We start from the raw sequence: 19,547 nt of genomic DNA on the forward strand, positions 1-19,547 counted from the left end.
CGCCTTCTCACTCGAACGTGTGTACTAACACGAGCGGGCAAGATCGGACACGCCCTGCCGTGAATCGATGTGTTCGCAGGTCAGCTACCCAGAGCGACGGTTCGGGTGCGTTTTTTGTCGGTGCGGTCCGCCATGATGTCCGCGAGCCCGGGAGTCCGGGCGCAGCGAAGTCCGGATTCCGGTCGGAGGAGGCGAAGTGGCGACCGTGCTGACCACGGCGGCGATCGTGCTGGCGGTCCTGCTGCTGTTCGCCGTCGCGCTGTTGTGGCGGCTGTACCAGGACGGGATGCGCCGCGCGGACGCGGCGGCCCGGCTGGTGGCGGCCGAGCGGGCCAAGGCGGACCAGCAGCAGCTGGCGCTGCGGCGGTACGAGGTGGCGTTCGCTTCGATCAGCGGCCGGGGCGAGCTGGGCGAGCAGGTGCTGGTCGAGACGGCCCGTGCGCTGGGCCTGCGGGAGGATCTGCACTTCACGCTGCAGACGGACTTGGGCGGAGGTGGCTCGGCCAAGCCGGACATGGTGCTGCGCGTCGGCGGCGGCCGCACGGTCCCGGTGGACGCGAAGGCGAGCATGGCAACGTGGTCCGAGGCGGTGGAGACGGACGACCCGGACGAGCGGCTGGACGCGTTGCGCGCGCACGTGCGGCAGATCCGCTCCCGGGCGGCCGAGCTGGCGGGCAAGGGCTACCAGCGCTGGGCGGACGCGATCTACGGAACGATCATGTTCGTGCCTTCGGACGCGGCGGTGGTGGCGGCGATGGACACGGACCCGGAGCTGTTGCGCTGGCTGATCGACCGCCGGGTGTTCCTGTGCGGCCCGACGGGGTTCGGGGTGCTGGCCTCGGCGGCCCTGTTCGCGGCGAGCGACCGGACGCTGGAGGCGGACGTGGAGCAGGTGCGGGCCGGAGCGGCGGCGGCCCACCGGGCGGCGGGTGGCGCGGTGGAGGCGTTGAACTTGTCGAGCACGCACCTGCAGCGGTTCCTCTCGGCGCGGCGGCGGGAGCTGGAGGCGTTGGAGACGTTCCGGTCGACGGTGGCGCCGTTGTCGGAGGCGTCGGGGAGTCCGGCGGAGGTGCCGACGGTGCGGAAGGGGGACGAGCTGGCGGCGAGCTGAGCGCTTGGGGCCGGGGCCGGGGGCCGGTTGGGGTGGCCGGAGGTTCGAGGCGGGTCCGCCGGGCGGCCGGCCGCGAGCCCGGGGCGAGGCGAGCGTGTACCCAGACGGTCGGCTGGCGTGCCTCGAGGGTCGGCTGGCATCCCCCGAAGGTCGGCTCGCGTACCCGGATGGTCGGCTGGCGTGCCCCGAGGGGCGATCGGCGTGCCTCGAGGGTCGACTTGCGTACCCGAATGGTCGGGCTGCGTGCCTGGAGGGTCGGGCTGCGTACTCGGGGAGTCGGCCGGTGAGCCGACCCCGCAGATGCTCCAACCGACCCTCCAGGTACGCGAGCCGACTGTCTGGGTGCGCGAACCGGCCGTTCAGGTGCCGGATGCGGTCTGACCAGGGGTAACTCTTGTTCGAAGGCGCGCGTCAGGGCCGTTGGGGCTTGGTGCGGGGGCGGTTGCCGAGGGGGAACCTGAGAGCTTGCCGAGGCCGGGAGTTGTCGCTGTCGGCCTGGGCGAGGCACCCTTGCCTGAGCGGGCCGCCGGCTCGCCGGTCAGCTCTGCCCTCGTGCCGCCGGATCGGGTCCGCCGGTGGCTGTCGGCCCACGTCGGCGGCGGTGCTGGCAAGATCTTCACAACCACGAGATACGGTGTTGCCCTGTGACCGCGATTCGCGATCGCCAGAGCGATCCAGATGCCGACGACGTCCCCGTTGCGTGGGATGAGCGTCCTGTCGTCGGTTCGAGGCGGGGACTGCCCTGGTGGGCGGCGGTCCTGGTCGGCCTCGGCCTGGCGATCGTCGGTGCCCTCCTCGGCAAACCCAGCCAGGGCAGCATCCCGCTCGTCTTCACCGTCTGCTACATCGCCGGGGCCGTGATCGCGGTCTGCGCGGTGAAGCGCCGCGGCCTGTTCGGGCCCATGGTGATGCCGCCGCTGGTGCTGGCCGTCGTCGTGCCCGGCGTGATCCTGCTGACGTCCGGCTCCCAGGGCGACGACATGCTGTCGAAGGCGCTGAACATCGGCACCCCGCTGATCAACGGCTTCCCGACCATGGCCATCACCACCGGCATCACGCTGCTGATCGGCTTCGTCCGCATCTTCCGCGAGCGCGACCCGGACGCCCCGAAGAAGCCGGGCAAGAGGACCGAGGACGACGACAAGCGCCCCGCGGCCGCCGCCCGTCCCCGGCCGGCCGGCTCGAACCGCACCGGCCAGACCCCGCTCCCGCCCGGCGCACGCCGCGGCCGCGAAGGCGAACCGCCGCGACGTCCCCGCCCACCCGCGGACGGCGAACGCCGCGCCCCGCGCGCCGGCGCGCCCGCCGAACGCGACCCGGGCACCCGTGGCACGCGCAAGCCGCCACCGGCCACCCGGCGCACCCCCCGCCCGGAGGAGGGCGACCCCCGCCGGCGCGAGCCCCGCGGCGACGCACCGCGGCGACGTCCGCGCCCGCCCGAGGACGGCCGGGACACCCCGCCGCCCCGCCGCCCGTCCGGCGGCCGGGCCGCTCCGCCTCGCCGGAATCGTCCCTGGGACGAAGAAGAACGCTGACCCGACGCGCGCGCCGAGCACAACTCGCGCGCCGAAGAGGATCACGCGTGATCCAAGAGGCATCGCGCGTGATGGGGCGGGCCACACGCGTGACCCGAGAGGCATCACACGTGATCGGACGGGCCACACGCGTGACCCGAGAGGCATCACACGTGATCGGACGGGCCACACGCGTGACCCGAGAGGCATCACACGTGGTCAGCGGCGCACCCCGCGGGAGCGAGGCGCGTCCCCGCGTGATCGGAGACGGATCTCGCGTGATCAAAAGCGGCTCTCGCGTGATTGGACGCGGATCTCGCGTGATCAGGGGCGCATCACGCGTGACTGGAGGGGCGTCACGCGTGATTGGGCGGGCATCGCGGGTTGGTGGTCAGACCTTGCGGAGTTCCTTCGGGGGCGCGAACGTGATCTTCTCGTTGGCCGTCGTGACCTCGTTGACTTCGCCGTAGCCGCGCTCGGCCAGCCAGGCCAGCAGGTCCATCACCAGCTCGTCCGGCACCGAGGCACCCGACGTCACTCCCACCGTTGTCACGCCGGACAGCCACGCCTCGTCGACCTCGTGCGCGAAGTCGACCAGGTACGAAGCGCGAGCGCCCGCCTTCAGCGCCACCTCGACCAGGCGCTTCGAGTTGGACGAGTTCGTCGAGCCGACCACCAGCACCAGGTCGCACTCGGCGGCCATCGCCTTGACCGCGACCTGGCGGTTCGTCGTCGCGTAGCAGATGTCGTCGCTCGGCGGGTCCAGCAGGTTCGGGAAGCGGTCGCGGAGCTGGTCGACGCGCTCCATCGTCTCGTCGACCGACAGTGTCGTCTGGGAGAGCCAGATCACCTTCGACGGGTCGCGCACCTCGACCTTGTCGACGTCCTCGGCCGTGTCGACCAGCTGGACCTTGTCCGGCGCCTCGCCGGCCGTGCCCTCGACCTCTTCGTGGCCCTCGTGGCCGATCAGCAGGATGTCGTAGTCGTCCTTCGCGAACCGGTTGACCTCCTTGTGCACCTTCGTCACCAGGGGGCAGGTCGCGTCGATCGTGCGCAGGTTCCGCTCGGCCGCCTCCGCGTGCACCATCGGCGAGACGCCGTGCGCGGAGAACACCACCAGCGCGCCCTCGGGCACCTCGGACGTCTCGTCGACGAAGATCGCGCCGCGCTCACGCAGCGTCTCGACCACGTGCTTGTTGTGGACGATCTCCTTGCGGACGTACACCGGGGCGCCGTAGACCTCGAGGGCCTTCTCGACGGCGATCACCGCGCGGTCGACACCCGCGCAGTAACCACGGGGTTTGGCGAGCAGCACCCGCTTGCCGGAGGCGGTTCCGGTGATCGTCGGGGTACCCGCGGGCTCGATTCCGGGACTCGCTGCACTCATGCCCCCAGGGTACGGGCAGCCCCGGGACGGCCTCGAAGTCCCTTTCGGGTGAGCTTCGTCCCCCTACCGAGCTGTGCGACCGGTCACGCGCTGCGCGCATTCGGTTGGGCAGGAAAGGTGCTCATGCGGCAGGCTGGGACCCATGAAGCCATTCCCGCTCCCCCTCCGGGTCGCCGCGGGCCTCGCCGTCTCCACCGCCGAGCGGGTTCGCGAACTTCCCCGGCAGCTGGCCGGGCTCCCGGTGACCGTGGTCAGCCAGGTGCTGCAGGCCTCCATGCGGGTCCAGCAGCACGTCACCGAGCTGGCGATCAAGGGCGACAACGCCCTGTCGAGCCTGCGCCCGGTCGAGGACACGCCGAGCTGGGCCACGTTCGACGAGGACGCCGAGCCCGAGGTGCCGCCCGCCCGGCCGAACGGCGCCACGGTCGCCGAAGTGCCCGAACCGCGGTCGGAGATCAACGGCCGCGTGCCGTCGGCGGCCGAACTGGAAGCCGAGCTGGGCGATCCCTGGGCCGAGGAGGAACGCGCGCTCGCCGAGGACCACGCCGACGGCGAGAACGACAGCGAAGCCGAACCGCCGAAGACGCCGAAGCCGGGCACGCCCAAGGTCGACAAGAAGACCAAGAGCGAGACGCCGAGGACCAGCGCCGCGGGCTACGAGGGGCCGGCCGGCCTGACCGGCTACGACCAGCTCACCCTCCCCCAGCTGCGCGCCCGGCTGCGGCAGCTGTCGATCGAGCAGCTCGAGACCATCCTCGACTACGAACGCGCGCACGCCGACCGTGCGTCGTTCACCGGCATGCTGTCCCGCCGGATCGCCAACGCCCGCAAGGCGGAACAGTCCAAGGAAGACGGCACGGAAGACCGGTGAGCACCGAGTCCGCACAGGCTCCCGCGAGCACCGCGGAAGCGCCGTGGCCGGTCCGGACCGTCGCGCGCAAGATCGGCGACTGGATCCACCGGCTCGGCGCCGTCTGGGTCGAGGGCCAGGTCACCCAGGTCAGCTCGCGCCCGAACACGCAGACGGCGTTCCTGACCCTGCGCGACCCTTCGGCGGACGTCTCGATGTCCGTGACCTGCCCGAACTGGCTGATCCGCGAGATGGAGCCGCCGCTGCGGGAGGGCGCGAGCGTCGTCGTGCACGCGAAGCCGTCGTACTTCTTCGGCCGCGGCACGATCAGCCTGCGTGCCGACCAGATCCGCGCCGTCGGCATCGGCGAGCTGCTGGCCAGGATCGAACGCCTCAAGAAGCTGCTGACCGCCGAGGGCCTGTTCTCGGCCCAGCGCAAGCGGCCGATCCCCTTCCTGCCGAAGGGCGTCGGGCTGATCACCGGCCGGGCGTCGGCGGCCGAGCGGGACGTCCTGGCCAACGCGCAGGGGCGGTGGCCGCACGTCCGGATCAAGGTGCTCAACACGGCCGTGCAGGGCTCGCAGGCGGTCCCGCAGGTCATGCGCGCGCTGCGGATCTTCGACGCCGACCCGGAGATCGACGTCATCGTCATCGCCCGCGGCGGCGGCAGCGTCGAGGACCTGCTGCCGTTCTCCGACGAGGCGCTGTGCCGCGCGGTGTCGGCCGCGGGCACGCCGGTGGTCAGCGCGATCGGGCACGAGCCGGACACCCCGCTGCTCGACTACGTCGCCGACCTGCGGTGCTCGACGCCGACCGACGCCGGGAAGCGGATCGTCCCTGACCTGCGCGAAGAGACCGAACGCGTCCGGCAGATGCGCGACCGCGGGCGCCGCGCCCTGCACGGCTGGGTCGACACGCAGGCGCGGGTGCTCAACCAGATCCGCAGCCGCCCGTCGCTGGCCGACCCGCTGGGCCCGATCCAGCGGCGGCAGGACGACGTCGACGTCCACCGCGAACGCGGGCGCCGCGCGATGCTGACCCTGCTCGCCAAGGACCAGGCCGAGCTGGCGAGCTCGCGGGCCCGGCTGACCGCGCTCGGCCCGGCGGCGACGCTGGCCCGCGGGTACGCGGTCGTGCAGTTCGTCGATCCGCAAGGCAACCTCCAGGTACTCCGCTCCGTCTCCGAAGTCGAGGCCGGTGCCCAGCTGCGCGTGCGGGTGGGTGACGGCGCGATCAAGGCGGTGGCGGAAGGAGAGCAGGAGTGAAGGTGACGTTCCTCCCGCTCACCGTGGACGCGGCGAGGAGACTCGGCGCGCGCCCGCTGCTGGACCAGGCGGTGCGCACCGACCGCGCCGCCGCGGAGTGCTGGACGGCCCTGCTCGCCGGCTGCGGCACCGCCGCCCGCCGCGACCTGGGCCCCCAGCTGCGGCGGCTGTCCGAAGCGACGTCGATGCAGGTCGGTTCGCGCTGGTGGTTCGCCGAGGGCGCCGGGCACCGCAAGCGGGTGGCCGGGGCGCAGGAGAACCTCGAAGAGGCGATCGCGGACGGTGACGGGCAGGAGTTCGCTCTCGCCTTCGTGGGTTACGACCACGCGATGGCCAGCGCGGTAGTGTGCGCGAACAGCGTGCAGGCCCGGAAGGTCGGAGAACACCGAGCGTGAGTGAAACAACCGGCGAGGAACTCGGCTACGAGCAGGCTCGTGACCGCCTGGTCGAGGTCGTCCGCGAGCTGGAGGCCGGCGGGCTCTCCCTCGAGCAGTCACTCGCGTTGTGGGAGAAGGGCGAGAAGCTCGCGAAGGTCTGTGAGCGCCATCTCGAAGGCGCCCGCGAGCGCATCGAAGCCGCCCTCGCGTCCGTGGAGGACGACTCCGAGCAGTGAGGTAGGCCATGCCGACGGTATCTGGAATCAGCGCGGGTATCTGACAGACTGTTGACCCGCCAGTTCCACGATCCGGGAGGCAATGATGTCCGCCGCAGAGAGTCGTCGTGAAGCGCCCGACCGCAACCTCGCGATGGAGCTGGTCCGGGTCACCGAAGCCGCCGCCATGGCCGCCGGCCGCTGGGTCGGCCGCGGCGACAAGATCGGCGGGGACGGCGCGGCCGTCGACGCGATGCGCCAGCTCGTCTCGACCGTGTCGATGCGCGGGGTCGTGGTGATCGGCGAGGGCGAGAAGGACGAAGCGCCCATGCTGTTCAACGGCGAAGAGGTGGGCAACGGCGACGGCCCCGACTGCGACGTCGCGGTCGACCCGGTCGACGGCACCACGCTGATGGCCAAGGGCATGCCGAACGCCCTCGCGGTGCTCGCGGTCGCCGAGCGCGGCGCGATGTTCGACCCGTCCGCGGTCTTCTACATGGAGAAGCTGGCCGTCGGGCCGGAAGCCGCGGGCAAGGTGGAGCTCGGCGCGCCGATCGCGGAGAACATCCGCCGGGTCGCCAAGGCGAAGAACAGCAGCGTCGGCGACGTCACCGTGTGCATCCTCGACCGCCCGCGCCACGAGCAGATCATCAAGGAGGTCCGCGAGGCCGGCGCGCGGATCCGGTTCATCTCCGACGGCGACGTCGCGGGCGCGATCGCCGCGGCCCGCCCGACCACCGGCGTCGACATGCTGATCGGCATCGGCGGCACCCCCGAAGGCATCATCGCGGCCTGCGCCATGAAGTGCCTCGGCGGCGAGCTGCAGGGCCGGCTGTGGCCGAAGGACGACGCCGAGCGTGAGAAGGCCCTCGCCGCCGGGCACGACCTCGACCGGATCCTGCTCAACGACGACCTCGTCCGCGGCGACAACGTCTTCTTCTGCGCCACCGGCGTCACCGACGGCGACCTGCTGCGCGGCGTCCACTACCGCGAGGGCGGGGCGACGACGCAGTCCATCGTGATGCGGTCCAAGTCCGGGACCGTCAGAATGATCGACGGCTACCACCGGCTGAACAAGCTGCGGGCGTACTCCTCGGTCAACTTCGACGGCCACCTGGACGCGCCCGACGACGACGTCGTACCCCCGCTGCCGTAAGGAGATCCGTGACCAGGCGACTGACGGCTGTACTGGCCCTGATCCTCGCCGCACTGGTCCCGGGCACCGCCGTGGCCGCCCCCGCGATCGTCGGGGGCGTCGCGGCGGACCAGCCGTACCCGTTCACGGTGTCGCTGCACACCGCGTCGGGCAAGTTCTACTGCGCGGGCGCGCTGATCGCGCCCACCTGGGTGGTGACGGCCGCGCACTGCGCGTACGGCAAGGCGCCTGCCGACATCTCGCTGCGGGCCGGGTCCAACGATTCGAGCCAGGGCGGCGAAGCCACCCCGCCCGCCGAAATCATCGTCAACCCGGCGTTCAACACCCAGAGCCCGGCGGGCGACATCGCGCTGCTGCGGCTGCCCAAGCCGGTTTCGGCGGCGCCGATCGGGCTCGCGGCGGCCGCGTCGCCGGGCACCGCCACCCGCATCCTCGGCTGGGGCCAGACGTGCCCGAAGGTCAACTGCGGTGCGGTCCCCACGGCACTGCAGCAGCTCGACACCCGGATCGTCGAAGGCACGAAGTGCACGTCAGTGTTCGATGGCACGGCCGAGCTGTGCACCGACAACCCCGGGGGCAAGTCCGGTGCGTGCTTCGGCGACTCCGGCGGCCCCGAGATCGTGCGCGAAGGCGACCAGTGGCAGCTCGTCGGCGTCACCAGCCGCCCGGGCAACAACGACCCGGAATGCGCGACGGCGCCGTCGATCTACACCTCCGTCGTCGCCTACGCGCCGTGGATCGCGGAGAAGACGAAAGCCTGACCTATTCGGCGTTGCTCGAGTGGCCCGGGAACAGGTGGGCTTCCGGGTCGAGCGCCACGGCGATGTTGTTGACGGCCGTCGCGGCCTCGCCGAAGCCGGTCGCGATCAGCTTCACCTTCCCCGGGTACGCGGCGACGTCGCCGGCGGCGTAGACGCGTTCGCGCGCGGTCGCCATGGTCGAGTCGACGGCGATCGCGCGGTGGTGGATCTCCAGGCCCCAGCTCTCGATCGGGCCGAGGTCGGCGGTGAACCCCAGCGCCGCGACGACGGCGTTGGCCGGCAGCCGCTCGTCGCCCCCGCCCTTGACGGCGACGTCGACGGCTTCGAGCGAGCCGTCCGGCGCTTCGACGAACCGGGTGACCTCGGCGTCGGTGATGATCCGGGTGCCCAGCTCGCGGGCCTGCCGGACGATCGACTCGGCGGCGCGGAACTTCGCGCGCCGGTGCACCAGCGTCACGCTCGCCGCGACCGGGTGCAGGGCGAGGATCCAGTCGAACGCCGAGTCGCCGCCGCCGACGACCACGACGTGCTGCCCGGCGTGCGCGGCCAGCGAGGGGACGAAGTGGACCATGCCGCGGCCGAGCCAGCCGTCGCCGGCCGGCAGCGGGCGCGGGGTGAACTCGCCGATGCCCGCGGTGATCAGGACCGCGCGGGCCCGCAGCGTCTCGCCGCCGTCGAGGGTCAGCTCGACGCCGTCGGCGGCCGGCTCCAGCTTCTCGGCCTTGCGCCCCAGCAGGTACTTCGGCTTGAACGGCGCGGCCTGCTTCACCAGGCCTTCGACCAGATCGCGGCCGCGGACCTCGGCGAACCCGCCGACGTCGTAGATCATCTTCTCCGGGTACATCGCGGTCACCTGGCCGCCCGGCTCGGGCAGCGAGTCGACCACCGCCATCGAAAGGCCGCGGAACCCGGCGTAGTAGGCGGCGAACAGGCCCGTCGGGCCCGCACCGATGATGACGAGGTCGTACGGATCCCCAGCAACGTCAGTCATGCTCGCTCCAGCCAGTGGTGGATGGCGGTGATCGAGAACACAGCCGATCCTAGCCGGATCGCGCGGGGATGTTCCGGTGTCCGTAGAGGCCGAGCAGCCAGGTGTGCCGGATGGCCGAACGGGCGCGGTCGTAGGCGTCGCCGGTGTCGAGCCAGATGGCCTGGGTGAGCAGCTCGATCGTCGCGGCGATCACGGTGCGGGCGGTGAACGGCGGCGGGAGGGGCAGCTCCGGCTCGGTCGTGCGCAGCCACACCGCCGTCCGGTCGAACACCGCTTCGCTCGCCCGCAGCATCTCTTCGCGTGCTTCGAGGCCCGCGTCGCCGAGGGCGTAGATCTCCAGGAGGACCGCGCGGGCCACCACGGGACGGCGGCGCACGTAGCCGACGACGAAGTCGCCGCACGCGGTGACGGCGTCGAGCGGGCTCGGCGCCTCGGCCGCGACCGACACACCCTGCTCGAGGAATTCGCCGGTCACCGACCGGTAGGCGGCCAGGAACGCGGCCTGTTTGCCGCTGAACTGCTCGTAGAACGACGTGCGGGACACGCCCGCGGACGCCGTGACGTGGCCGACCGTGGTGGCCGCGTACCCGCGCTCGCCCACGTTGGCCAGCACCGCTTCGACCAGCCGGGCGCGCTGGGCCCGCGCCACCTCTTCCCGGCTGAGGCTGTGCGGCCCTTTGGGGAGACGCGTCTGCATCGCGGCACCGTACCCGGCGGGTGGTCCCGCCGGGTACGGCCGCGGTCAGGCCGGCTGTTCCGGGTCGAGCGCGTTGCCCGCCGGGATGTGGCCGCAGCTCGACGGCGCCGCCTTCCCGGCGAACCGGTCGGCCAGCCAGCCGATCGCCGCCGGCGCCCACGCCGCCGCGCCGCCGACGTGGCTGAGCGCGTCGTACTGCGTGTACTTGATCGATCGGTTGCCGGTGGCGCAGTACTGCCGGGCCAGCGCCCGCACGTCGCCGGCCACCATCACGCCGTCGCCGGTGCCGATGCCCGGGAGGTTGCTCGTGGTGCCTTCGAGGAACCCGGCGTTGCCCTGCGCGATGAACCCGGGCACCGACGGGGTCGGCGCGGACCCGATGTTGACCTTGTTCACCGCGGCGACGAACGGCGGCACCGAGTTCGGGTTCGCGTACTCCGGCTTGGCGATCTTCTGCCAGGTCAGTCCCGGGTACCGGCCGAGCGCGGTGATGATCGACGCGTGCTCCAGCTCGTCGAGCACCTTCAGCCCGTACTCGCTCGCGTACGGGCGCAGGTCGATGTCGTAGCTGCGGGCCACGCCGATCAGCGCCATCGGGATGACACCGGACCAGACCGGGCTGCCGGCGACGTACCTCAGGTTGTGCGCGGGATCGACGAGGACGCCACCTTCGGTGAAGCCGACCAGGTTCTCGTTGACGTCGGGGGCGTAGCTCGGCGCCAGCGCGGCCGCCCAGCCGGTCGCGATCGCGCCGCCCGAGTAGCCGAGGAGGCCGAACTTCGTGGCCTTGGTCATCCCGGTCGCGGCGGAGCTGGTGACCGCGCGGATCGAGTCGAGGGTGTTCGTGCCGTACTCCGGCCCGGCGGCGAAGTCCGCGGTCTGGCCTTCGGTGTCGGGCACGACGACGTTGTAGCCCAGCAGCAGCGACGGCAGGAGCAGCAGCGACTCGCCGTTGGGCAGGAGTCCGCCGAGGGTGACGTCCCCGGCGATGGCCCGCGACGGCGCGTCGGCGGGGTCGAGCGAGTCGTAGGCCGACTGGTACGACACGGCTTTCGTGGTGTCGCCGGTGATGCTGCGGACGACCGAGGTGACGTTGGCGGCCGGGCGGCCCTGCGCGTCGGAGGTCCGGTAGAGCAGCTGGACGGCCTGCACCGGCGTCGCGAGCCCGACGACGTGGTAGGCCAGCGTCCGGGTCTTGAGGACGGTCCCCGGCGCGTACGACGACAGCGGCGTGCTGCCGTCGTAGGAGTAGAAGGAATCGGCGGACGCGGCGGCCGGAACGGCCGGAGCGGCGGCGAGGGTCAGCGCGAGCGCGGCGGCGATCGCGGCGGTGCGAACGGTCATGACTCCCCTTTGAATCATGAAGCTGATCACGCGGATCGCCGTAACCTACCAGCGAGTAGGTGTGGTGTACAGGTGCGTACACCATCCGGTGAGCGGGGTGCGCAACGCCACCACGCGCCGGTCGCCGATCAGGTCCAGAATCGGTGACATGGCTGAGCAGGAGTACCGGATCGAACACGACACGATGGGCGAGGTCCGCGTGCCCGCCGACGCGCTCTACCGCGCGCAGACGCAGCGGGCCGTGGAGAACTTCCCCATCTCCGGCCGGGGCCTGGAGCGCGCCCAGATCCGCGCGCTCGGCCTGCTCAAGGCCGCCGCCGCGCGGGTGAACCTGAAGCTGGGCGTGCTCGACGCCGACGTCGCCGACGCCATCGCGGCGGCCGCCGACGAGGTCGCCTCCGGGGCGCACGACGCGCACTTCCCGATCGACGTCTTCCAGACCGGGTCCGGGACGTCGTCGAACATGAACGCCAACGAGGTCATCGCCACCCTGGCTTCGCGCGCCCTCGGCCGGGACGTGCACCCGAACGACCACGTCAACGCGTCGCAGTCGTCGAACGACACGTTCCCGACGACCATCCACGTCGCCGCCACCGAAGCCGTCACCAAGGACGTCATCCCGGCGCTGGAGTACCTGGCCGGCGCGATCGAGGTCCGCGCCGCGGAGTGGGCCGACGTCGTGAAGTCCGGCCGCACGCACCTGATGGACGCCGTCCCGATCACGCTCGGCCAGGAGGCAGGCGCCTGGGCGTCGCAGATCCGCTTCGGTGTCGAACGGCTGAAGTCGGGCCTGCCACGGCTGGGCGAGCTGCCCATCGGCGGCACGGCCGTCGGCTCGGGCCTCAACGCGCCCGAGGGCTTCGGCGAGTCGGTCGCCGCGGAGCTCGCCGCGGTCACCGGGCTGCCGCTGACCGAGGCCCGCGACCACTTCGAGGCGCAGGCGACGCAGGACAGCGTCGTCGAGACGTCCGGGCACCTGCGCACGGTCGCCGTGTCGCTCAACAAGATCGCCAACGACCTGCGCTGGCTGGGCTCCGGCCCGCGCACCGGACTGGCCGAGCTGGCGCTGCCGGACCTGCAGCCGGGCTCGTCGATCATGCCGGGCAAGGTGAACCCGGTGATCCCGGAGGCGACCCTGCAGGTGGTCGCGCAGGTGATCGGCAACGACGCGGCCGTCGCGTTCGCCGGTGCCGCCGGCAACTTCCAGCTCAACGTGAACCTGCCGGTGATCGCCAGGAACGTCCTCGAATCGGCGCGGCTGCTGGCCGCCGTTTCCCGGCTGCTGGCGGACAAGGTGTTCGCGGGCATCACGGTGAACAGTGAGCGCACCCGGACCTACGCCGAGGGCTCGCCGTCGATCGTGACGCCGTTGAACAAGTACATCGGCTACGAAGAAGCCGCGGCGGTCGCGAAGCAGGCGTTGAAGGAGCTGAAGACGATCCGCGAAGTCGTCATCGAGCGCGGGTACGTGCGCGACGGCAAGCTCACCGAGGAGCAGCTCGACGAGGCGCTCGACGTGCTGCGCATGGCCCGCGGCGGCAAGGGATGAGCGACGCGGCCGGACTGGGCGCCTTCCTGAAGGCCCGCCGCGCCGCCCTCGACCCGGCCGACCTCGGCCTGCCGCCGGGGGTCACCCACCGGCGGGTCAAGGGCCTGCGGCGGGAGGAACTGGCGCAGCTGGCCGGGATCAGCGTCGACTACTACACGCGGCTGGAGCAGGGCCGGGCGAAGAACGTCTCTGAGGCGATCCTCGACGCGCTGGCCCGTGCCCTGCACCTCGACCCGGGCGAGGAGTCCTACCTGCACAACCTCGCCGCGTCGAAGCGCGGTGAAGCACCCGCGCCCCAGCGGGTCCGGCCCGAGCTGCAGCAGCTGCTGGACGCGATCCAGGCACCCGCGTTCGTCTTCGGCCGCTACCTGGACGTGCTGGCGTGGAACGCCCTCGGCGGCGCGGTCGCCTTCGACTTCGCGCACCTCGAAGAGCGCAGCATGCCGAAGCTCGTCTTCACCGACGAACGCGCGAAACAGCTGCACCCCGAGTGGGACGCGGTGTGCCGCGAGCTCGTCGCCAACCTGCGGGCGGAGAGCGGACGGCACCCCGGTGACCCGGGCTTCGCCCGGCTGGTCGAGGAGCTTTCGGCGGCCAGCGCCGAATTCCGCGCGCTGTGGGCGGAACACGCGGTGCGGGAGAAGGCCCAGGGGTGGAAGCGGTTCGCGAACCCGGTGGTCGGCGAGCTGCGGCTGCGGTACGAGACGCTGCGCCTGCCGGACGACCCGGACCAGGGCCTGGTGGTCTACCACGCCGAACCCGGGTCGGCGAGCGAGCGCGCGCTCGGCCTGCTGGCCAGCTGGATCGCCGCCGACGACCGACCGGTGGACACTCTGCCGTCGCACCCCCGCGCCCGCTGAGCGCTGCCTGGGCCGAGGTCGCCGCCGTGCCGGCGCGATCGGGTACACCGTGACCGAGGACGGCCTGCTCGACCCCCTCCGCACCAGGCCGGACAGCCGACCGACAAGAAATTGTCGGTGGTCCGGGTCATGATGTCCGGGTGTTGCTGAGCGAGTTGGTCAGTGCGTCCGCCGAGCTGGCGGCGACGAGGTCCAGGAAGGCGAAGATCGCCCTCCTGGCCGCGGTGCTGCGCGCCGCCGAGGTCGGTGAGCTGCCCGTGGTGATCGCGTACCTGACCGGGCAGACGGCGCAGGACAGGCTGGGTGCGGGCTGGCGCACCCTGGCCGGGCTGGGCGCCGGCTCGGTCGCGGCGCCGGAGGCGACGGTCACCGAGGTGGACGCGGCGCTCACCGCGGCGGCCGGGGTCGCGGCGGGCACCGGCTCGAACACCCGGCGGCAGGAGGTGCTGCGGGCGCTGTTCGAACGGCTCACGCCGGAGGAGCAGCAGTTCATGTTCCGGCTGGTCACCGGCGAGCTGCGGCAGGGTGCGCTGGAGGGCGTGATGGTCGACGCCATCGCGGCCGCGGCGGAGGTGCCCGCCGAAGACGTGCGGCGGGCGTTCATGCTGTCCGGGAAGCTGGGGGTCACCGGGGTCGCGGCGATCACCGGCGGGCAGGCGGCGCTCGCGGAGTTCCGGCTCACCCTCGGCACGCCGATCAAGCCGATGCTGGCTTCGCCGGCGGAGTCGCTGGACGAAGCCGTCGCCGAGCACGCCGAGGCGATCGTCGAGTACAAAATGGACGGTGCGCGGATCCAGGTGCACCGCCAGGGCGACGAGGTGCACGTCTGGACGCGGACGCTGCGCGAGATCACCGGGAGCGTGCAGGAGCTGGTGGAACTCGTGCGGGCGCTGCCGTGCGAGTCGGTGGTGCTCGACGGCGAGACGCTGGCCCTCACCGACGCCGGGCGGCCGCGGCCGTTCCAGGACACCATGAGCCGGTTCGGCAGCACCCGCGAGGAACAGGTCAAGGCCCTGCTGCTGCGGCCGTACTTCTTCGACTGCCTGCACCTCGACGGCGTCGACCTGCTGGACGCGCCGCTGTCGGAGCGCAACGCGGCGCTGCGCAAGGTCGCCGGGGCGCACGTGATCCCCGGCGAGGTGGGCACTTCCCGGGCCGCCGCGGTCCTGGACGCGGCGATGGAAGCCGGCCACGAAGGGGTGATGGTCAAGGACCTGGCCTCGCCGTACGCGGCCGGGCGGCGCGGGCGGGCGTGGCTGAAGGTCAAGCCGGTGCACACGATCGACCTGGTGGTGCTGGCCGCGGAGTGGGGCCACGGCCGGCGCACCGGCACGCTGTCGAACCTGCACCTGGGCGCGCGCGACCCGGACGGCGGGCCGCCGATCATGGTGGGCAAGACGTTCAAGGGCATGACCGACGAGCTGCTGGCGTGGCAGACGAGGACGTTCCAGGAGATCGAGACCCACCGCGACGACTGGACGGTGTACGTCCGGCCGGAGGTCGTGGTGGAGATCGAGCTGGACAGCGCCCAGGTGAGCACCCGCTACCCCGGCGGCCTGGCGCTGCGGTTCGCCCGCGTGGTCCGCTACCGCCCGGACAAGGACCCGGCGGACGCCGACACGATCGACACGGTCCGCGGCCTGCTGCACGGCGATCGCTCGGAAGGAGACTGACGACGAAAGTTCGGATCACGACATCTCGCGTGTCGGCGGTGCTTTCCGCCTAAAAGGAAAGACGAAAGTCGATGTCGCCCGCTCCCCTTTCTCGCCAGAGTGGCTGGCGGAATTCCTTCAGCCAGGGGAGAAACAGCATGAGATTGCGTGCCACCGCGGGCCTGCTCGCGAGCACGACCCTGCTCGTGACGGCGTTCGCCGGGCCGGCCGGAGCCACGCCCGTGCCGAACACGCCGGACGCCGGGCACCAGCCGTCGAAGCACCACTTCTCGGCGGCCGCGCGGTCGTTCGTCGGCGCCGACACGGTGGAGAAGCGGGTCGCCAAGCTGGAAGCGGCGATGGCGTCGCTGCCGAAGGAGAGCACCGCGTACAACGCGACGAAGCTGTGGAACGCCGGCATCACCGGGGCGGGCAGCACGGTCGCGACGCTGGTGTCCTTCGGCGACGACAAGGTCAAGCAGGTGCTCGACACCTACTCGAAGAACCACGGCCTGCCGCCGGCGAACCTGGAGGTCATCCAGCCGTCCGGGCCGGTGCCGTCGTGCACCGCGCCCGGTGTCGACACCGCCACCTGCCAGGGCTGGGGCGGCGAAACCGACCTCGATGTCACGATGATGCACGCCATGGCGCCCAACGCGAAGATCGTCGTCGCGGCGACGCCGGTCGCCGAGACGCAGGGCTTCACCGGGCTGCCCGAGATGATGCACGCGGTCGACTACATGACCGAGCACAAGCTGGTCGACGTCATCTCGATGAGCTTCGGCACGACCGAGGAGAACTTCCCGTCGTTCGACTCGATCAAGACGCTCGACCCGGCGCTGGACCGTGCGAGCAAGGCCGGCATCACGATGGTCGCCTCCTCCGGTGACGACGGCCCGACCGGCGGCTACCTCTACGGGCCGGGCAACTACCCGTACCGCGTCGCGAGCTGGCCGGCGTCCGACCCGCGCGTCACCACGCTCGGCGGCACCCAGCTGCACCTCGACGCCACGGGCGCCCGCACCAAGCCGGACGACCTCGTGAACGTCCAGGACGACGGCTTCGCCGAAGGCGCCGGGCTGTCGAAGACCTACGCGCGGCCGAACTGGCAGGACGGCGTCAAGAAGATCAACGGCAGCAAGATGCGCTCGTTCCCGGACATCAGCATGGAAGGCGTGCAGGGCACGTCGCAGTCCGCGCCGCTGTTCGCCGGCGTGCTCGCGCTCGCCGTGCAGGCCAAGCACGGCAAGCTCGGCCAGATCAACCCCGCGCTCTACGAAAAGCTGGGCCCGGCGGGCACGAAGGCGGGCATCGTCGACGTCACCGAAGGCGACAACAGCCAGGACGGCGTCACCGGCTTCACCGCGGCGAAGGGCTTCGACATCGCCAGCGGCTGGGGCACGGTCGACGCGTCGGTCTTCGTCCCGGCTCTGGTGAAGGCCCTCCGCTGACCGGCGGCCGGAGGTGACGCGGCCGTCACCTCCGGCCCCTTGGCTCGCCGACCGTGTTCACGTTTGGACGGTGCCGTCGCCGCCGGTAGCAGCTACACCAAGATGTACGCCGCGGAGATCAGGCAGAAGAACTACCTGGTCTTCCGCACCACCAGCGTCGCCAACTTCGCGCCGGGCTTCAAACCGGAGCAGACCGATTTCGTTCTCGTCCCGCTCGAGGATCAAGACGACCGACGGCCGGACGTTCCGGCTCAGCATCATCCCGTCCGTGACGAAGCTCCTGGCCGCCGCCTACCAGCTGCCGGTCGAGCAGAAGGCGGAGTACGAAGCGTTCACCGCGCTCCGGGACTCGCTGCTCACCGCCTGATGACCGAGCGCCCCGGTGCGGACGTCGCCGGGGCGCACCGGAAGCCATCGGTCCACAATGGAGCTAAGCTCCGGTGATGCGCAGCGAGAAGCTCACCCGCGCCTGGTTCGCGGTCACCGCGGTGGTCGCCTTGACCGGCCTCGTCACCCAGGTCGTCGCCACCGCGACCGCCCCCGGCGGCGAGGTCGCGAACCTGCTCTGCTTCTTCACCATCGATTCGAACCTGCTGGTCACGATCGTCTCGGCGCTGGTCGCGCTGGGCCGGGCCCGCGGCGGGCTGTTCACCGTCCTCTGGCTCGACGCGCTGGCCGGCATCGTCGTGACGGGCATCGTGTACCAGGTCGCCCTGGCCGGCCTGTACGAGCTGCACGGCCTCTCGCTGTTCTCCGACACGGTGCTGCACAAGGTGACGCCGATCCTGTTCGTGCTCGGCTGGCTCCTGGTCGGCCCGCGCGGCGCCCTCACGTGGCGCACGGTCTGGTGGTCGCTGCTGTACCCGCTCGCCTGGCTCGCCTTCACGCTCCCGCGCGGCGCGCTGACCGGCTTCTACCCGTACCCGTTCGTCGACGCGGGTGCCATCGGCTACGGCCAGGTGACGCTCAACTGCCTGTTCATCGGGCTGTTCTTCACCGCGCTCGCGGCCGGCGCATTCCTGTACGACCGGCGGCTCACGCCGGCCGAAGCCGCCTGAGCGCTCAGCCGCGGACGCGGCGGAACGCGTTGAGCCCGTCGGTCAGGCCGGCCTGCACCAGCGTCGGCAGCGCGCCGCGCCGGTCGGCCGGCTTGCCGTCGGCGATCCGGTGCATTTGCCGCGTGTGCCACTGGATCTCCAGCAGGCTGTCGGCCAGCCGGATCCCGGTCTTGGGGCAGCGCCGCTCCGCCCGGACGTCCTCGCCGCCGAGCAGCCGCACCGGCAGGCCGGGGTCGGTGACGAGCGGACGGCCGAGCCCGATGACGTCCAGCGCGCCCGAGCGCAGCGCCGCCTCCATCCCGGCCCGGGTGGTGAAGCCGCCGGTGACCATGAGGGCGACGTCGGAGACTTCACGGGCTTTCGCCGCGTAGTCCAGGAAGTAGGCCTCACGCGCTTGGGTGCTCGCGCGCCCGGAGCCCATCATCGCGGCTTTCTCGTACGTCCCGCCGGAGACTTCCAGCAGGTCCAGCCCGGCCTCGCCGAGCTCGTGCACGACGTCCAGCGACTCGTCCTCGGTGAAGCCGCCCCGCTGGAAGTCCGCGCTGTTGAGCTTCACCGCCACCGGCACGTCGTCCCCGACCGCCGCGCGCACCCGCCGGAGGACTTCGAGCAGGAAGCGGCGGCGGCGCACCGCGTCGCCGCCCCACGCGTCCGTGCGCCGGTTCGTGAGCGGGGAGAGGAACTGGGAGACGAGGTAGCCGTGCGCGCCGTGGATCTGGACGCCGTGGAACCCGGCGTCGACGAACGTCCGCGCCGCCACGACGAAGCGCTCGATGATCGCTTCGATCTCTTCGCCGGTCAGCGCCCGCGGCGCCGCGAAGGCGGTCCGGATGCCCCGGTTGCCGAACGGGACGGCGGACGGCGCCACCGGCTCCCGCGAGAGGTACCGCGGGCTCTGCCGCCCCGGGTGGTTCAGCTGCACCCACAGTCGGGTGTCCGTGCCTTCGACCGCCTGGGCCCACGGCCGGAAGACGGCGGGATCGGCGGTCGCCGCCACGTTGCGCGGCTCGCCCAGCGCGGCGGGGTCGACCATGACGTTCCCGGTGACCAGGAGGCCCGCTCCACCGCGGGCCCAGGTCCGGTACAGCTCGAAGAGCTCGCGCGTGGGAGCGTTCCGGCGGTCGCCGAGCTGTTCGCTCAGCGCCGATTTGGCCAGGCGGTTCGGCAGCACCGCCCCGCACCGCAGCTTCACCGGTTCCGCCAGGAGCGTCATCGCGTCACCTCTCGAACCTACTCGAAGTAAGGTAACTCGACGGTAGCATACCGACGGTATGTCGTCTCCCCTCCGGATGACCACTAGGGTCGGGCG

At 71.8% G+C, this 19,547-nt stretch carries 18 protein-coding genes; 13 read left to right on the plus strand and 5 right to left on the minus strand.

Annotated elements, in window-relative coordinates; genetic code table 11:
- The first annotated feature begins 196 nt into the window (after nt 1–196).
- Nucleotides 197–1,111, plus strand: coding sequence for a DNA recombination protein RmuC (locus tag ABZX11_RS39735; protein WP_176174962.1), 915 nt, complete (start codon nt 197–199; stop codon nt 1,109–1,111).
- Between the two features lie 644 nt (nt 1,112–1,755).
- On the plus strand, nt 1,756–2,646 hold the full coding sequence (locus tag ABZX11_RS39740; RefSeq protein WP_354923378.1) for a DUF6542 domain-containing protein: 891 nt from the start codon (nt 1,756–1,758) through the stop codon (nt 2,644–2,646).
- 370 nt (nt 2,647–3,016) lie between these two features.
- Here ABZX11_RS39740 and ABZX11_RS39745 read toward each other — a convergent pair whose 3' ends face one another.
- A complete protein-coding gene (locus tag ABZX11_RS39745) occupies nt 3,017–4,012 on the minus strand; it encodes a 4-hydroxy-3-methylbut-2-enyl diphosphate reductase (protein ID WP_176174960.1) in 996 nt (331 codons plus the stop codon).
- Nucleotides 4,013–4,154: 142 nt separating this feature from the next.
- Here ABZX11_RS39745 and ABZX11_RS39750 point away from each other — a divergent pair, with 142 nt between their 5' ends.
- The 6 genes from ABZX11_RS39750 to ABZX11_RS39775 all read left to right on the plus strand — a co-directional run bounded on the left by ABZX11_RS39750 (nt 4,155) and on the right by ABZX11_RS39775 (nt 8,636).
- Nucleotides 4,155–4,883 (plus strand): lipid droplet-associated protein, encoded by a 729-nt coding sequence (locus ABZX11_RS39750; protein WP_354923382.1) that lies wholly within the window; start codon nt 4,155–4,157, stop codon nt 4,881–4,883.
- Nucleotides 4,880–6,127 (plus strand): exodeoxyribonuclease VII large subunit, encoded by a 1,248-nt coding sequence (gene xseA, locus ABZX11_RS39755; RefSeq protein ID WP_176174958.1) that lies wholly within the window; start codon nt 4,880–4,882, stop codon nt 6,125–6,127. The genes ABZX11_RS39750 and xseA overlap by 4 nt, the downstream gene beginning before the upstream one ends.
- Nucleotides 6,124–6,522: a hypothetical protein gene (locus tag ABZX11_RS39760; protein ID WP_176174957.1), complete on the plus strand. Its 399-nt coding sequence runs from the start codon at nt 6,124–6,126 to the stop codon at nt 6,520–6,522. The genes xseA and ABZX11_RS39760 overlap by 4 nt, the downstream gene beginning before the upstream one ends.
- Nucleotides 6,519–6,740 (plus strand): exodeoxyribonuclease VII small subunit, encoded by a 222-nt coding sequence (locus tag ABZX11_RS39765; RefSeq protein ID WP_043786198.1) that lies wholly within the window; start codon nt 6,519–6,521, stop codon nt 6,738–6,740. The genes ABZX11_RS39760 and ABZX11_RS39765 overlap by 4 nt, the downstream gene beginning before the upstream one ends.
- Before the next feature lie 82 nt (nt 6,741–6,822).
- The gene (gene glpX / locus ABZX11_RS39770) at nt 6,823–7,875 is read left to right on the plus strand and encodes a class II fructose-bisphosphatase (RefSeq protein WP_176174956.1); all 1,053 of its coding nucleotides are present in this window, start codon (nt 6,823–6,825) and stop codon (nt 7,873–7,875) included.
- A gap of 8 nt (nt 7,876–7,883) precedes the next feature.
- On the plus strand, nt 7,884–8,636 hold the full coding sequence (locus tag ABZX11_RS39775) for a serine protease (RefSeq protein ID WP_354923387.1): 753 nt from the start codon (nt 7,884–7,886) through the stop codon (nt 8,634–8,636).
- A gap of 1 nt (nt 8,637) precedes the next feature.
- On the opposite strand, the gene ABZX11_RS39780 is transcribed toward ABZX11_RS39775, so the two are convergent.
- Genes ABZX11_RS39780 through ABZX11_RS39790 form a run of 3 tightly spaced genes read right to left on the minus strand, consistent with a single transcriptional unit; the run spans nt 8,638 to nt 11,668 of the window.
- Nucleotides 8,638–9,627 (minus strand): NAD(P)/FAD-dependent oxidoreductase, encoded by a 990-nt coding sequence (locus tag ABZX11_RS39780; RefSeq protein ID WP_354923390.1) that lies wholly within the window; start codon nt 9,625–9,627, stop codon nt 8,638–8,640.
- Between the two features lie 49 nt (nt 9,628–9,676).
- Nucleotides 9,677–10,324, minus strand: a complete 648-nt coding sequence (locus ABZX11_RS39785; protein WP_354923393.1) for a TetR/AcrR family transcriptional regulator — start codon at nt 10,322–10,324, stop codon at nt 9,677–9,679.
- A 45-nt stretch (nt 10,325–10,369) separates the two neighbouring features.
- Nucleotides 10,370–11,668: a lipase family protein gene (locus ABZX11_RS39790; protein ID WP_354923395.1), complete on the minus strand. Its 1,299-nt coding sequence runs from the start codon at nt 11,666–11,668 to the stop codon at nt 10,370–10,372.
- A 148-nt stretch (nt 11,669–11,816) separates the two neighbouring features.
- On the opposite strand from ABZX11_RS39790, the gene ABZX11_RS39795 reads away from it, so the two are divergent.
- The 5 genes from ABZX11_RS39795 (at nt 11,817) to ABZX11_RS39815 (ending at nt 18,238) form a co-directional block, all read left to right on the plus strand.
- Entirely contained in the window at nt 11,817–13,217 is a 1,401-nt protein-coding gene (locus ABZX11_RS39795; RefSeq protein ID WP_354923398.1) for a class II fumarate hydratase, read from the plus strand.
- A complete protein-coding gene (locus ABZX11_RS39800; RefSeq protein ID WP_354923401.1) occupies nt 13,214–14,077 on the plus strand; it encodes a helix-turn-helix transcriptional regulator in 864 nt (287 codons plus the stop codon). Before ABZX11_RS39795 ends, ABZX11_RS39800 begins: the two co-directional genes overlap by 4 nt.
- 140 nt (nt 14,078–14,217) lie before the next feature.
- Complete coding sequence (locus tag ABZX11_RS39805; RefSeq protein ID WP_354923404.1) at nt 14,218–15,750, plus strand: ATP-dependent DNA ligase; 1,533 nt, start codon at nt 14,218–14,220, stop codon at nt 15,748–15,750.
- Between the two features lie 137 nt (nt 15,751–15,887).
- Complete coding sequence (locus ABZX11_RS39810; protein WP_354923406.1) at nt 15,888–17,180, plus strand: S53 family peptidase; 1,293 nt, start codon at nt 15,888–15,890, stop codon at nt 17,178–17,180.
- A 443-nt stretch (nt 17,181–17,623) separates the two neighbouring features.
- Nucleotides 17,624–18,238: a Pr6Pr family membrane protein gene (locus ABZX11_RS39815; RefSeq protein WP_176174948.1), complete on the plus strand. Its 615-nt coding sequence runs from the start codon at nt 17,624–17,626 to the stop codon at nt 18,236–18,238.
- 4 nt (nt 18,239–18,242) lie between these two features.
- Here the strand turns inward: ABZX11_RS39815 and ABZX11_RS39820 are convergent, their stop codons facing one another.
- Complete coding sequence (locus ABZX11_RS39820; RefSeq protein WP_354923409.1) at nt 18,243–19,451, minus strand: NADH:flavin oxidoreductase/NADH oxidase family protein; 1,209 nt, start codon at nt 19,449–19,451, stop codon at nt 18,243–18,245.
- Nucleotides 19,452–19,547: the final 96 nt, after the last annotated feature.

The sequence above is a fragment of the Amycolatopsis sp. NPDC004169 genome (genome assembly GCF_040610315.1).
Taxonomy (GTDB): domain Bacteria; phylum Actinomycetota; class Actinomycetes; order Mycobacteriales; family Pseudonocardiaceae; genus Amycolatopsis.